This window comes from Psychrilyobacter sp., from assembly GCF_037132775.1.
GTDB lineage: Bacteria > Fusobacteriota > Fusobacteriia > Fusobacteriales > Fusobacteriaceae > Psychrilyobacter.
This window is the reverse complement of sequence record NZ_JBAHZY010000077.1, coordinates 1-14321: the sequence shown is the minus strand read 5'-3', so window position 1 is coordinate 14321 and position 14321 is coordinate 1. Positions and strand designations below refer to the sequence as shown.

Below are 14321 nucleotides of genomic sequence, written 5' to 3'. Positions count from 1 at the left end.
ACATTCCGAACCCAGAAGTTAAGTCCGTAAACGCTGAAAGTACTTAGGGGGCAGCCCCTTGGGAGGATAGGAACTTGCCAAGTCTTTTTTATTTTTTGAAGAAATTCAAAAAATTAAAGGAGTCATCAATTAATTTTGATGGCTTTTTTCTTGCTTAAAATATAGAATAATGAAATTTTATGGGGAAAAAATCTATTTTTTAAAAAAATCTGTTATAAAGTGCAAAAATTTTATATAATATAAGGGGTGAAAATTATAATGGGAGGATTGTTGTGAATAAGTGTATTTTTTTAGATAGAGATGGAAATATAAATGTTGAAAAAGATTATCTTCATAAAATAGAAGAATTTGAATTTATAGATGGAGCAAAGGAAGCAATAAAAATATTCAATGATTTAGGTTACTTAGTTGTAGTAGTAACCAATCAATCTGGAGTAGCCAGGGGTTATTATGATGAAAATAGTGTGAAAGCTTTGCATGATTATCTCCAAAAGGAAGTCGAGAAAATAGGAGGACACATAGATGGATTTTATTATTGCCCTCACCACCCTGAAAATGGTATAGGTAGATATAAATTAGATTGTAATTGTAGAAAACCTGAACCTGGGATGTTTTTAGATGCACAAAAAGATTTAAATATAGAATTTTCGTCTTCAATCATGATAGGAGATAAGATTAGTGATGTAAAAGCTGGAAAAATTTTAGGAATGAGATCAATCCTGGTAAAAACAGGCCATGGATTAGAAGAGAAAAAGAAATTAAAAAACTCTTGTGAAATCAACGAAACACTATATGAATTTGCAAAACAACTGGAGAGAGAGTCAAAAACTTAGCAGAAGAATAATTGAGTTAAGAGGTAAAAATTGTTATAATAAGGAGAGATATATAAGATGCACAAATTATTTTTTTTAAATGAGATGTTTCCAAATCAAAAACATCTGAAAGATATTAAAGTAGGAGAAATCCATATAGATAGTAGGAAGGTAAAAAAAAATGATGTTTTTATCGGAATAAGATCTGGAAATGAATATATTCAAGATGTATTGGAAAGAGGTGCTTGTTTGGTGTTTTATGATGATATAAATATCAAAATAGAGGATGAAAGAGCTGTTTATGTAGAAGATAGTGTCTTATTTTTACAAGAGCTGGCTAAAAAATACAGGGAAAATTTGGATGTGACAGTTATAGGGATCACCGGGAGTGAAGGGAAGACCTCTACAAAGGACATCCTCCATTCTATTCTATCGCAGAAGTATAAGGGTAAGAAGACAAAGGGTAACTACAATAATCATATAGGTTTGCCACTGACCCTCCTACAACTAGAAGAAAATGATGAATTTATTGTCTTGGAGATGGGGATGAGTAATCTAGGAGAAATCAGGCTGTTAGGAGAGATAGCTAGGCCAGATTATGCTATAGTGACTAATATAGGAGACTCTCATTTAGAATTTTTAGAAAACAGAGACAATGTTTTTAAAGCGAAAATAGAAATTTTTGAGTTTGTAAAACCTGAATTTAGAGTAGTTTATGGAGATGATCCTTATTTTAAAGGTGTAGAAGCCATAAGAGTGGGTAAGGATAGAAACAATGATTATATTATAAGTGGTTTTCATCAAGATAAAAGAGGCGGGGAATTTAAATTCTCTTTTTTAAAGGAAGAAATGAAGGTACAGACCAACTTGTACGGGGAGTATAACTCTATAAATATAGCTTTAGCCATGACTGTAGCTTTAAAGGTGGGGGTGTCTAAGGAGGAAATTTTAGATGCATGTAAAAATCTAAAAATCACAGGCATGAGATTTGAAAGGGTTGAAAAAGATGGAAAAATCTTTATAAATGATGCTTACAATGCTAGCCCAGTAGCCATGAAATTATCTTTAGAAACCTTTGATGAAATTTTTAAAGATGATTATAAGGTAGCCATATTGGGTGATATGCTAGAATTAGGAAAACAAAGTGAAAAACTTCATGAAGGTCTTTCTGAAACTATAAAAAATTTAAATTTAGATGAGGTATATTTAGTAGGAAAAGAGATGAAAAACTTGCATATGAAACTGGATCATAAAAATTGTTTTTATTTTGAAACTGTAGAAGAAATTAGAGATAAGGTAAAAGAGGTAAAAGATGGAGCTGTAATATTTTTAAAGGCTTCAAAAGGTATTTGTTTGAATAAAATTTTAGATTAGGAGATTGATGGATGTTATATTATTTGGCAGAAAATTATGAAAAATTAACGTATTTAAAATCAATTTATTTGAGAGGTTTTTTGGGATTTGCTGTATCACTTATGATTGTCATGATCTTAGGGAAACCGTTTATAGCATATTTAAGAAGAAAAAAAATAGGTGACGAAGCAAAGGATGTAGGGCCGGAAACACATTTTAAAAAGGCGGGGACTCCTACAATGGGGGGAGTATTAATAGTCTTCTCTGCAACAATAACTAATTTGATAGTTGGAAATCTGAGTAATAAATTTAATTTGATGTTACTTCTGTGTATGCTTTTATTCAGCAGTATAGGATTCTTAGATGATTATAGAAAATTAACTGTCTGTAAAAAAGGTTTGTCAGGTAGAAAAAAAATGATCGGTCAGGCATTAATAGCTGTCTTGACTTGGTTATTTGTAATAAAATTTGAGATATCAGGGACGGAGTTAGATTTTGGGATAATGAATCCTTTTTCAAAGAACTATCTGTATATAGGAGCGGTTCCACTACTAGGGTGGATACTCTTGGTATTGATAGGGAGCTCAAATGCTGTAAATATAACAGATGGATTGGATGGGTTAGTGATTATGCCAGTGATTATAGCCGCGTCTATTCTAGGGCTAATTGCGTACTTTACAGGGCATATAGAGTTAAGTCAGCATTTTGATCTTTACTATATAGCAGGAACAGGGGAAATCACAGTATTTTTAACCGGATTAATAGGAGCAGGATTAGGATTTTTATGGTTTAATTTTTATCCAGCTGAAATTTTTATGGGAGATACCGGTTCTCTTATGTTAGGTGGATTATTGGGAGTAATTGCAATATTTTTGAAGCAAGAACTACTGTTTCTTTTAATTGGATTTGTATTTGTAGTAGAAGCGGTATCTGTAATATTGCAAGTAGGATCATATAAGATGAGGAAAAAAAGGATATTTAGGATGGCTCCTATCCATCATCATTTTGAATTACAAGGTTTGGCAGAAACCAAGGTAACTATTAGATTTTGGATAATAGGTTTATTATGTGGAATAGGAAGTTTAATAATATTAAAATTAAGATGAAAAATTAAAAATTATGGAGGGATAATTCGTGGATTATCCCAACTATAAATCTATGAAAAAAGTTGAAGGATGGTAAAAAAATGAAAAAAGCTATGATATATGGAGCTGGAATAAGCGGTAAAAGCGTAAAAAAATTACTTGAAGTTATGAAATGGGAAACGGTACTTGTAGATGACAAAATAGGTGTTTCGTCTACAGATGCAGTAGCTTATTTAAAGGGTATAGATCTGTTTGTAAAAAGTCCAGGGATACCCTACAATGATCTAATCGAAAAAGTAGAAAAAAAAGGGATTAAAATAGTGAATGAAATAGAGGTAGCGTATAAGTATATGAAAAAAACTTCTAAAACCAAAATTATAGCCATTACAGGAACTAATGGAAAAACAACAACAACAAGTAAGTTAGCTGGCTTATTGAATGCAGCAAGAATTAGAAGTATAGCAGCCGGAAATATAGGGACTCCATATTCAGGAGTTGTTTTAGAAAAAAATAAATATGAATATATAGTTCTAGAATTGAGTTCTTACCAGTTGGAAAATCTATATGAGTTTAAAGCTGACATAGCTATGATAATTAACCTTGCACCTGATCATTTGGACAGGTACAGGGATGCAAACGATTACTATGACACAAAATTCAATGTAGGAATGAATCAAAGTTCAGAGGATGAGTTTATAGTAAATATAGATGATGTGGAGATAATAAAAAGGTTAGATAGAATTAATGGCGAAATTTCGAGACTCTCTTTGGAAGAAAATACCGAGGTCTGTCTGTCTGAAAATAACCTATACTTTAAAGATAAGCAGATAACAGCTATAGATAATTTTTCGTTAAAAGGGATACATAATTTACAGAATATATTATTTATTGTAGGAGTGGCAAAATTAATTGGCATAGATAATTATGTTATAACAAATTTCTTAGAAAACACCAAGAGTTTAGAACATAGGATGGAAGAATTTTATATTTATAAAAATAAAAATAGTGTTATAAATTTTATAAATGACTCCAAAGGAACTAACTTGGAATCTACAATGAAAGCCATAGGATCTTTTGAAAATCCGATACTCATATGTGGCGGGTGTGATAAAAATCTGGAATTAACACCCCTCATTGAGGAGATAAAAAAAAGTGTAAAAGAAGTATATTTAATAGGAGAATTAGCTCCTAAACTGGAGAAGGGATTGTTAGCAGTAAACTACCCTAGGGAAAATATTTATACCTTGAAAACTCTGGAAAAAGTAGTGATTGCACTGGAGAAAAAGATGAAAACTACAGATTCTGAAAAAGATTTAACAGTTCTACTATCTCCGGCTAGTTCTAGCTTTGATCAATTTAAAAGTTATGAGGAGAGGGGAAAAATATTCAAGAGACTGGTTTTGGAAAGATTTAAGAAATAAAAAACTTTACCACGAACAAGACTAATAGATATAAGTGATTAATTATATTTTAAATTCTATTTTTGTGTCAAATGTCTAAATTTTTATCGGGATTAATTAGTGTAAATTAGTAGCAGAATAAAAAAGATTCTAAATTCACTTTTGTATTTTTAGTTTCAAGTTATTTATTTGCGTAAAGCATATTGGAGGAAATATGAAAAAGATAATTTTAACAGCAGGAGGAACAGGTGGACATATCTATCCAGCTTTGGCAGTAGCAGATGAATTGAAGAAAAAAAATATAGATCTACTTTTCATAGGAACTAGTCACAGGATGGAAAAAGAGATCGTTCCGAATGCGGGGTATAAATTTATAGGCTTAGATGTTTTGCCTCTAAGAAATTTTAAAGCAATAATAAAACTCTTAAAAGCCACAAAAATAGCTATATCAATATTGAGAAAGGAAAAACCTAATGCAGTGATTGGTTTTGGAAACTATATATCTATCCCTACTCTCTTAAGTGCTATAATTTTAAGGATTCCTATATATTTGCAAGAGCAAAATGTTACTTTAGGCTTGGCTAATAAAATATTTTATAGATTTAGTAAAAAAATGTTTTTAGCCTTTGATCTGACCTATGATGAACTATCATCAAAATACCAATCTAGGTTAAAGGTTACAGGAAACCCGCTAAGAAAAGAATTTTATACTCTAAGTTCTCATAATGAAAGGGAGAAGATAAAATTAGAAGATCATGAAAAGATGATTCTTATCGTGGGCGGAAGTCAAGGAGCAAGAAGTATTAATGAAGCATTGATCAAAGAATGGAGCTCATTTTTAAAGGAAAAAAATACAAGGATATATTGGGCTACTGGAGAAAAGAATTATGAAGAGGTTATGTCTAAATTATCTAAATATAAATTAACAGATCAAATAAAACCATATTTTGAAAATATGCCTAATATAATGTGTGCTGCTGATCTGGTGTTATGCAGATCGGGAGCATTGACAATCTCAGAATTAATAGAGTTAGGAAAACCATCGATATTGATACCATATCAGTTACGTGAAGTAGGGCAATTTGCAAATACTAAAATTCTTTCAGAGAATAAGGCTAGTTTTATATATAAAGATGGAGAAGCTCGAAATGCGGTTAGGATGGCTTTAGAATTAGTGAAAAATGAACACGAACTAAAAGAGATGAGAGCAGCATTAAAAAGAATGAAAAAGGGGAATTCAGCAGAAAAAATAGTGGATGCCTTAGAAATTTGGGGGAACAGATAGATGAAAAAAATATTTTTTATAGGAATAAATGGCATAGGTATGAGTGGTTTAGCTAAAATAATGGCTAAGAGTGGGTACTGTGTAAGTGGATCGGATCAAACTAAAAAAGATGTAAGTATAGAATTAGAAAGTTTAGGAGTCGAAATTCATTATGAACATGATGCAAAAAATGTAGAGGGAATAGACTTGGTGGTGAGATCAAGCGCTATTAAACAAACTAACCCAGAATATAGGTACGCTATAGAAAATGGGATAGAAGTGATAAAAAGAGGAGAATTTTTAGCTAGATTATTCAATAAAAAAACTGGAATAGCAGTAGCGGGGACCCATGGGAAAACTACTACTAGCTCCATGTTGGGAGCTGTGATGCTACCATTAGATCCATCCATTGTAATAGGAGGAATCTTACCTGAGATAAATTCCAATGCACATTGTGGTACTGGGGAATATTTAATAGCAGAAGCAGATGAAAGTGATAATTCATTTTTATATCTACTGCCGGAATACTCAATCATAACCAATATAGAGGCAGATCATTTAGAAAATCACGGCAGTTTTGAAAATATAAAAAAATCATTTATTCAATTTTATGAGCAAACTAAAAAACTTACCCTACTAAATATAGATTGTTTGGAATCTGAAAATATACTGGGTTTCAAGGATAAAATTGTAACTTATAGTATAGAAAAAAAAGCTGAAATATATGCAGATAATATCAGAATAATTGATGGAAAGAGTGTATATGATGTGATTTTAGACGGTAAACTTTTAGGCGAATTTAGATTGACTGTACCTGGGAGACATAATGTTTCCAATAGTTTAGGGGTGATATATCTGGCTTATACTTTAGGAATATCTCTAAAGGAGATAAAAATAAGGCTGGAAAATTTTAAAGGTGCTAAAAGAAGATATGATATTCTTTTAGATGGAGACTTGAGGATCATAGATGATTATGCACACCATCCAACAGAGATAAGAGCGACATTAGAGGGTGCTAAAAAAATAGAGACTAAAAAAATAACAGCAATTTTTCAACCCCATAGATATAGTAGAGTAAAGTTTTTATATGAGGAATTTAAAGGGTGTTTTGATCTAGCAGACGAGGTAATCTTACTTCCTGTATATTCTGCAGGGGAGGAAGATATCTACGGAATTACATTGGAAGAATTGGCTGCTGATATCTATACTTCTGGAAATGCTAAGATTTTAACTAATGTGGAAGAAATATTGGAAGTGGTGAGAGCTGAAAACAGAACCTATATCTTTATGGGAGCAGGGACAATATCACAGATGGCACATGAGGTAGTTGAAAAATTGGAGGTAAGATGAAAATATATACAGATCATCATATGAAGGAATATTCTCATATGAAAATTGGTGGGATGACCAAAGAATTGATAATAATAGAGAAAAAAGAGGAATTGGTTGAAGTTTTAAAAACTAGAGAAAAAACTTTTCTCATAGGCAATGGGACCAATACATTGATTCCAGACAGAGATATGGATATATCGTTTATAAGTTTAAATAAATTAAATAAGATAGAGGACCTAGGGGATGGAAGGATCTATGTAGAATCGGGATTAAATTTTGATGATTTGATCGATTTTACAGCAAAAAAAAATTATTCAGGACTAGAAAATCTAGCAGGGATTCCCGGGAGTGTAGGAGGTCTGATCTATATGAATGGAGGAGCCTATGGTTCTGAAGTTTTTGATTATATAGAAGAGATCGAGATAATAGATGAAAATTTTGAAATTAGAAAAATCAAAAAATCAAATATCTATGTGTCATATAGGAATACAGAGATCCAGCAAAAAAAATGGATAGTCATAAGCGCTGTATTTAAATTTAAAATGGGATTTGAGATGGAAAGAGTTTTAGAATTAAAGGAAAAAAGAGAAACTAGACATCCTTTAAGTATGCCTAACCTGGGAAGCACTTTTAAAAATCCCGAGGGACATTTTTCAGCTAAATTAATAATAGCAGCCGGGATACAGGGACATAGAGTAGGAGACATGCAAGTTTCCAATGTTCATCCAAATTTTTTGGAAAATCATGGGAATGCTAAATATAATGATGTTATTGAGATAATGAAGATAGTGAAGGAAAAAGTAAAACTAGATTCAGGGGTTGAACTAGAAGAAGAGATAGTAATTATAGGATACTAGGAGAAAATATATGAGAATAGCAGTATTGATGGGGGGGATCTCCTCAGAAAGAGAAATATCACTAATGAGTGGAGGAGCCATATTACAGGGGCTTCTAAATTTAGGATATGATGCTTTTAAGATAGATCTAGTGGAAGAAAATTATTTGACTGCACTTATGGAAAATGAATATGACTTAGCATATATAGCTTTACATGGTGAATTTGGTGAAGACGGAAGAGTACAAGCCGTCTTAGATATTTTGAAAAAACCATATACAGGATCAGGTGTAACGGCCAGTGCTATATCTATGGATAAAATTTTAACAAAAATAATTGTAGGTGATTTTGGAATTAAAACACCAATGAAGTATACTTGTATAAATAAAGTGGAAAAGTATCCAATAGTGATAAAACCTTCTAAAGAGGGGTCTAGTGTAGGACTCTATATCTGTCAAAATTTAGAGGAAGCAGAAAAAGCAGTGGAAAAATTAAAAGGGATAGATCTAGTGATAGAGGAATTTATTGCTGGGGAAGAGCTGACTGCTGGAATATTAAATGGAGAAAAATTAGGAGTGGTAAAGATAATACCTAATTCAGGAACCTATGATTTTGAGTCAAAATACACAGTGGGGAAAACTATTTATGAAGTTCCTGCTAAAATAGAGAAAAACTACTATGAGGAAGCTATGGAAATTGCATCTAAAGTGCATGAAATATTAAACCTTAGAGGGGTTAGCAGGAGTGATTTCATCCTATCAAAAGATGGACTATATTTTTTAGAAGTAAATACCAGCCCTGGGATGACCACCACAAGTTTATTGCCTAAATTAGGAAAGCTAAAAGGTTATAGTTTTGAAATGATATTAAAAAAAATAGTATCAGATCTTAATATTTTATAATAGTTTAGGTATATATTGTAAATTGAAAGTAAAAATGTTATATTATAAAATAATGAATTAGGTGAAATAAATATGAAAAAGATCTTGAAAATAACATTGATAGGGATAATATTTTGGTATACTTACACTGAATATAGAGACTTCAAAAGAGCCTCCATATTTGACGTTACCGAAGTAAATATAAATGCAGAAAATTTAGAGTTAATAGATGATTTAGCAAAGAGTATAAAAAACCTAAAAGGTAAAAATATATTAGGGATAGATAAAAATAAAATAAAGGATAAAATATTAGAGGATGTAAGAGTAAAAGATGTAGTTATAAAAACTCGAATGCCTGATATTTTAATATTTGATATAAAAGAAAATAAACCTTTTGTATATATAGAATATAGAGATAGTATTTATATATCCAATGAATCAGGAAAAATATATGGATATATGAAAGAGAGTGAAAAATATAATATGTCTTTATTTCGAATAGATCATGAGGATGATATAAAAAAATTTATTGAGATCATGAAAAAAATTAGTTTTAAAGATGAGATATCTCAGATGTATAAGGTAGATAATGGAGTAGCCATTACAACAAATACAGGACTTAGAATAATCACGAATTTAATTGTAGACAAGAAGAAATATGAAGTTGTGAAAAAGCTATACAATCAAGTAAAATCTCAAAATAAAAGACAGATAGAATATATTGATTTGAGGTTTGAAGACTACATTATAAAAAGGATAGAGGGTGATCAGAGATTATGAGAAGGATAAGAACAGGAATAGATATAGGGTCATCTAAAACAACTATTATTGTAGGAGAACTATATGATTCAGGAAAGAATATAAAAATATTGGGGCATACTACTATTATGTCTAATGGAATAAAAAAAGGAGAAATAATTGATGGAGAGTTATTCAGTAGAACCCTGAGACTCGGAAAGGAAAGGCTAGAAGAAAAGATTGGAATTGAAATAAAAAAAGCTACCATAGGAATCAGTGGAAGTGACTTAAAATCTAGTACTACAGAGATTGAGTATAAACTCTCCGATGAGGAGATAGAAGTTACTGAAGGCCACTGTGATGAAATTTTTAAAATTTCTAAAGAGAGGGCGGTTAAAGAGGATGAACAGGTGATAGCTAAGGAAATCTATAACTATAGGATAGATGATTCTGGAATAATGAAAAATCCAGTTGGAAAAATTGGAAATAAATTAAAGGTGAGTGTTCATCTGATAAGAATACCTAAATTAAAGGTCAAAAAAATAGTAGAGACATTAAATAAAGCAAAGATAGAGGTAGATAGTCTTGTATATAATGGAGAAGCCTCTTCTAAAGCGACTTTAAAAAAAATAGATAAGGTAAATGGTGTAGCATTGGTAGATATCGGGTATGGTTTAACAGAAATAACAATTTTTAAAAATAATAGGCTTATCAAGACAAATATAATACCTATAGGTGGAATGCACTATGTCAATGATCTTAAATATGTGCTAGAATTAAATTGTGAAGTAGTGAAGAACATCTTGTCGGAGATAAAAAATAAAGATATAGATGAAAAAATTACTATATCTTATTTAGAAGATGGTGAAAGCTTGACTAAGACCTTTGAAGTCAAGTATTTAAGGGAGATAATAGATGCTAGAACCGATGAGATATTGGAATATATTTCAAAGAGTATAGAGGCTTCGGGATATAAGGAATATCTAAAAAACGGGATAGTATTAGCTGGAGGAGTCGTAGGAAATTATGGGATTCTAGAGAAATTAAAAACACTGCTAAACTATGATATCAGGATAGGAACAACCATCAAGATAGATGGGATGACAACGACACTAAAAAGCCCTGCTTGTATTGCGGGGATGGGAGTATTACTTACAGCTCTTGAAGATGAATACAGTTGCCTAAAACAAACAAATGTAGAAGATAAAATAGAGGAAGTAAAGGGAAAAAAAGAAACTGTGAATACAACAACGTTGAATAAGGTAGAAAAAAAAGGAATAGTTAAGAAAAAAATAGAGACTAAAAAACCGTCTAAATTAAAAAAATGGTTGGGGAATTTTATATAGAGTCTATAGTCTAAGGAGGAAGATGGATGATACACACAAATGAGCATTTGGTGAAGATAAAGGTAATGGGGGTAGGGGGTTCCGGAGGGAATGCAATAAATGATATGATTGAAGCAGGAGTAACGGGAGTAGAGTACATTGCAGCCAATACAGATGCCCAAGATTTACATAATTCTTTAGCGGATATAAGAATACAACTAGGGGAAAAATCAACAAGAGGATTGGGAGCGGGAGCTGATCCAGAGATTGGAAAACAGGCAGCAGAGGAAGATATAGACAAGATAAAAACTCTATTAGAGGAAACCGATATGTTATTCATAACATCTGGAATGGGTGGAGGCACAGGAACAGGCGCAGCACCAGTAATAGCTAGAATAGCAAAAGATATGGGAGTTCTGACAGTTGCGGTAGTTACAAAACCATTTACTTTTGAAGGAAAGAGCAGGATGAAAAATGCAGATATGGGAATAATTAATTTAAAAGAATCTGTAGATGCACTTATTATCATACCAAATGATAAATTATTCGAACTTCCAGAAAAAACTATAACATTACAAAATGCTTTTATGGAAGCTAATAATGTTTTAAAAATTGGAATTAAAGGTCTAGCTGACCTTATATTAAAAACAGGATTAATAAATTTAGACTTCGCTGATATTAAAACAACTATGTTAGATTCAGGGATAGCTATGATAGGATTTGGAGAAATGGAAGGGGAAAATAGAGCCATTAAAGCCACTGAGAAAGCTCTTCAAAGTCCATTATTAGAAAAATCAATATCTGGAGCAAGCAAGATCCTAATCAATATATCAGGATCGTCTGCACTGGGATTAAATGAAGCTTTTGCAATCTCGAATATGGTGAAGGAAGCAGCAGGAAAATCTGTAGATGATGTGATGTTTGGTGTTACAACTGACGATGAGATGGGAGATAGACTACAAGTAACCCTAGTAGCGACTAACTTTAGTGAAGAATCTACAGAAAAAAAAGTAGTTGCAATAGAAAAACCAAACTTAGCAAAAATAGTAGAGAAAAAAGAAGAAGAAGATTTAGAGATCCCTGCGTGGATGAGAAGAAATAATTAATTAAAAAAACGAAATTAATCTAAATTTATTTGGGTTGATTTTTTATTTATCCTTGCTTTAGTTTTACAGATATGATATAATGAATGCACCCTGTTTGAGTGATTTATTACTTGGACAAAATCCAGAGGGAAGGAGGTCAAATTGATGACGAATTACGAAATAATGTACATTATTAACCCAACAGTTATGGAAGACGCAAGAGGTGCAATCATTGAGAAAGTAGAAACTATCTTAACTGCAGCAACTGCAACTGAATTAAAAACTACAAAAATGGGTGAAAGAAAGTTAGCTTATCCAATCGAAAAGAAAGGAACAGGTTTCTACGTATTAACTACGTTCAAAGCTGAAGGGCAAAACTTACAAGTAGCAGAAAACAAGTTAAACATTACTGAAGAAGTTATGAGATATATCATAACTAAGAACTAATAAGTTAAAGTAAATTGTTTGATTTAGGAGGTATATTATGTCTATGAACTTAGTAGTTTTAACGGGAAGATTAGTTAGAGATCCAGAATTAAAGTATGGACAAAGCGGAATGGCATTTTGCAGATTCACACTAGCAGTCAATAGAATGAAAAAAGATGATCCAGCAGACTTTATTGGTTGTACTGCCTTTGGTAAGACAGCTGAATTGATTGGAGAATATCTGAGAAAGGGTAATAATACCGGAGTACAGGGTAGAATTCAAACGAGAACTTATGAAGTCAATGGTGAAAAAAGGTATGGAACTGATGTTATTGTAGATAGAATCGAATTTTTAGAATCTAGAAGCAGTGGCGCAAATAGTTTTGAATCTGAATCAAATTCTAAACCCAAAACAACAAATAGCTATAATCAACCAAAGCATACAGAACCAAAGCAATCGGGCGTTGTCGAAGAAGAAGATGATGAATTCCCGTTCTAATTTTAGGAGGTGACTGAGTTGGCAGAATTCAGAAAGAGAAGAAAAAGAGCAAAGTTAAGAGTTAAAGCTGAAGAGTTAAACTATAAGAATGCAGATTTATTAAAGAGATTCATGTCTGATAAAGGTAGAATCAATCCTGCAAGAGTAACTGGAGCAAGTGCTAAGTTACAAAGAAAATTAACTAGAGCAATAAAGCAAGCTAGAAACATTGCGTTATTACCTTATACAAACACAGAGAAGTAAGAGATTACTTTTTGAGCCAAGAATTTATTTCTTGGCTTTTTTTATAACTAAAAATAAGTTAACTAAAATGATATATCGTAGTAAATATTCAAAAATAGTGTAATATTAAAAGTATGATTGAAAGGTTGTAAAAAATAATAAATTATGAGCTAATAATGAAGGGTTTACAAAAAGAATGCAGTCACGAATAACACGAACCTACACGAAAAATATATTTTAAATTAATAACTGAAAAATCTATGAAAGTCACCGGGGGGGGGATTATGAAAAAACAACATTTGATATTAGGTGCTATACTACTTGGAATCTTGGCATTATTTATGTTGCGTCCGAAAAAAGAAGAAGTGGTAATAAAAACCAGACAAGAAATAATAAAGGTTGAGAAAGAAAAAAAGTTAGAGGAAGAATTAAAAGAAGCTAAAAAAGAATTGAAAGAAATTATAAAAAGAAATGAAGTTATAATAAAAGAGAGGGAAGAGAAAGAAATAGAGGAAGAAAAAGTTTTAGAAGGGGTAAAAAAAGAAATTTTAACTGAAATAGATGAGGATAAAAGAGCAAAAAAATTAGACGGCTTATTAGAGGCGATAGACGGTTATAAATACAGCAGGGAGTTTAGTATCCCGACATTGGTAGAATTAAAGGGGAAGTTATCGGAAAATGAGATTAAAAAAATAAACGAAAGACTTTATAAACTATATAGAAGTACAGATGAATTTGATAAGGCAGAAGAGATAAAGAGGGAATTGAATGGAGGAGGAAATATAGTTGGGGAAGAAAATGATGAAGGCTTATAAGATATTTGGGGTCTGTCTCATATTTTGTGTAAACCTCCAAATTAGTGTAAACTACAATTACATTAATTTGGAGGTTTTTTTATGAGAAAAAAAAGAAAAGATTTATCCTCTGATGAATTAGCACGAAAAGAGCTAATTAGAGAATATCTTAGTAGAACACCTAATACCAGTTTGGATTTTAGCGCATTAATTAAAGAAATGATGGGACAAATGCTTGAAAGTGCTTTAGATGGAGAGCTGGAAGAACAA

At 31.6% G+C, this 14321-nt stretch carries 15 protein-coding genes; all 15 read left to right on the top strand.

Annotation, left to right across the window (positions count from 1 at the left end; all coding sequences use genetic code 11):
- Window positions 1-272 precede the first annotated feature (272 nt).
- The 15 genes from gmhB (at window position 273) to V5784_RS05100 (ending at window position 14072) form a co-directional block, all read left to right on the top strand.
- On the top strand, window positions 273-833 hold the full coding sequence (gene gmhB, locus V5784_RS05170; protein WP_336887978.1) for a D-glycero-beta-D-manno-heptose 1,7-bisphosphate 7-phosphatase: 561 nt from the start codon (window positions 273-275) through the stop codon (window positions 831-833).
- 57 nt (window positions 834-890) lie between these two features.
- Complete coding sequence (gene murF, locus V5784_RS05165; RefSeq protein WP_336887977.1) at window positions 891-2186, top strand: UDP-N-acetylmuramoyl-tripeptide--D-alanyl-D-alanine ligase; 1296 nt, start codon at window positions 891-893, stop codon at window positions 2184-2186.
- Between the two features lie 11 nt (window positions 2187-2197).
- A complete protein-coding gene (gene mraY, locus V5784_RS05160; RefSeq protein ID WP_336887976.1) occupies window positions 2198-3271 on the top strand; it encodes a phospho-N-acetylmuramoyl-pentapeptide-transferase in 1074 nt (357 codons plus the stop codon).
- 80 nt (window positions 3272-3351) lie between these two features.
- Window positions 3352-4671, top strand: a complete 1320-nt coding sequence (gene murD / locus V5784_RS05155; protein WP_336887975.1) for a UDP-N-acetylmuramoyl-L-alanine--D-glutamate ligase — start codon at window positions 3352-3354, stop codon at window positions 4669-4671.
- Between the two features lie 193 nt (window positions 4672-4864).
- Window positions 4865-5935, top strand: a complete 1071-nt coding sequence (gene murG, locus V5784_RS05150; RefSeq protein ID WP_336887974.1) for an undecaprenyldiphospho-muramoylpentapeptide beta-N-acetylglucosaminyltransferase — start codon at window positions 4865-4867, stop codon at window positions 5933-5935.
- Window positions 5936-7264, top strand: coding sequence for a UDP-N-acetylmuramate--L-alanine ligase (murC, locus tag V5784_RS05145; RefSeq protein ID WP_336887973.1), 1329 nt, complete (start codon window positions 5936-5938; stop codon window positions 7262-7264).
- Window positions 7261-8103, top strand: a complete 843-nt coding sequence (murB, locus tag V5784_RS05140; RefSeq protein ID WP_336887972.1) for a UDP-N-acetylmuramate dehydrogenase — start codon at window positions 7261-7263, stop codon at window positions 8101-8103. The genes murC and murB overlap by 4 nt, the downstream gene beginning before the upstream one ends.
- Before the next feature lie 10 nt (window positions 8104-8113).
- Entirely contained in the window at window positions 8114-8983 is an 870-nt protein-coding gene (locus tag V5784_RS05135) for a D-alanine--D-alanine ligase (RefSeq protein WP_336887971.1), read from the top strand.
- A gap of 72 nt (window positions 8984-9055) precedes the next feature.
- Window positions 9056-9742, top strand: coding sequence for an FtsQ-type POTRA domain-containing protein (locus tag V5784_RS05130; RefSeq protein WP_336887970.1), 687 nt, complete (start codon window positions 9056-9058; stop codon window positions 9740-9742).
- The gene (gene ftsA, locus V5784_RS05125; protein ID WP_336887969.1) at window positions 9739-11046 is read left to right on the top strand and encodes a cell division protein FtsA; all 1308 of its coding nucleotides are present in this window, start codon (window positions 9739-9741) and stop codon (window positions 11044-11046) included. The genes V5784_RS05130 and ftsA overlap by 4 nt, the downstream gene beginning before the upstream one ends.
- 26 nt (window positions 11047-11072) lie before the next feature.
- Window positions 11073-12131 (top strand): cell division protein FtsZ, encoded by a 1059-nt coding sequence (ftsZ, locus tag V5784_RS05120; protein WP_336887968.1) that lies wholly within the window; start codon window positions 11073-11075, stop codon window positions 12129-12131.
- Window positions 12132-12275: 144 nt separating this feature from the next.
- Window positions 12276-12557 (top strand): 30S ribosomal protein S6, encoded by a 282-nt coding sequence (gene rpsF, locus V5784_RS05115; RefSeq protein ID WP_336887967.1) that lies wholly within the window; start codon window positions 12276-12278, stop codon window positions 12555-12557.
- 37 nt (window positions 12558-12594) lie between these two features.
- Complete coding sequence (locus V5784_RS05110; RefSeq protein ID WP_336887966.1) at window positions 12595-13035, top strand: single-stranded DNA-binding protein; 441 nt, start codon at window positions 12595-12597, stop codon at window positions 13033-13035.
- Between the two features lie 18 nt (window positions 13036-13053).
- Complete coding sequence (gene rpsR, locus V5784_RS05105; RefSeq protein ID WP_336887965.1) at window positions 13054-13278, top strand: 30S ribosomal protein S18; 225 nt, start codon at window positions 13054-13056, stop codon at window positions 13276-13278.
- 263 nt (window positions 13279-13541) lie between these two features.
- Window positions 13542-14072, top strand: a complete 531-nt coding sequence (locus V5784_RS05100; RefSeq protein ID WP_336887964.1) for a hypothetical protein — start codon at window positions 13542-13544, stop codon at window positions 14070-14072.
- Window positions 14073-14321: the final 249 nt, after the last annotated feature.

What these genes read in the sequence shown, in the direction of transcription:
- murF (WP_336887977.1), top strand. Translation starts at nt 891, where the DNA reads ATGCACAAATTATTTTTTTTAAATGAGATGTTTCCAAATCAAAAACAT.
- mraY (WP_336887976.1), top strand. Translation starts at nt 2,198, where the DNA reads ATGTTATATTATTTGGCAGAAAATTATGAAAAATTAACGTATTTAAAA.
- murD (WP_336887975.1), top strand. Translation starts at nt 3,352, where the DNA reads ATGAAAAAAGCTATGATATATGGAGCTGGAATAAGCGGTAAAAGCGTA.
- murG (WP_336887974.1), top strand. Translation starts at nt 4,865, where the DNA reads ATGAAAAAGATAATTTTAACAGCAGGAGGAACAGGTGGACATATCTAT.
- murC (WP_336887973.1), top strand. Translation starts at nt 5,936, where the DNA reads ATGAAAAAAATATTTTTTATAGGAATAAATGGCATAGGTATGAGTGGT.
- murB (WP_336887972.1), top strand. Translation starts at nt 7,261, where the DNA reads ATGAAAATATATACAGATCATCATATGAAGGAATATTCTCATATGAAA.
- V5784_RS05135 (WP_336887971.1), top strand. Translation starts at nt 8,114, where the DNA reads ATGAGAATAGCAGTATTGATGGGGGGGATCTCCTCAGAAAGAGAAATA.
- V5784_RS05130 (WP_336887970.1), top strand. Translation starts at nt 9,056, where the DNA reads ATGAAAAAGATCTTGAAAATAACATTGATAGGGATAATATTTTGGTAT.
- ftsA (WP_336887969.1), top strand. Translation starts at nt 9,739, where the DNA reads ATGAGAAGGATAAGAACAGGAATAGATATAGGGTCATCTAAAACAACT.
- ftsZ (WP_336887968.1), top strand. Translation starts at nt 11,073, where the DNA reads ATGATACACACAAATGAGCATTTGGTGAAGATAAAGGTAATGGGGGTA.
- rpsF (WP_336887967.1), top strand. Translation starts at nt 12,276, where the DNA reads ATGACGAATTACGAAATAATGTACATTATTAACCCAACAGTTATGGAA.
- V5784_RS05110 (WP_336887966.1), top strand. Translation starts at nt 12,595, where the DNA reads ATGTCTATGAACTTAGTAGTTTTAACGGGAAGATTAGTTAGAGATCCA.
- V5784_RS05100 (WP_336887964.1), top strand. Translation starts at nt 13,542, where the DNA reads ATGAAAAAACAACATTTGATATTAGGTGCTATACTACTTGGAATCTTG.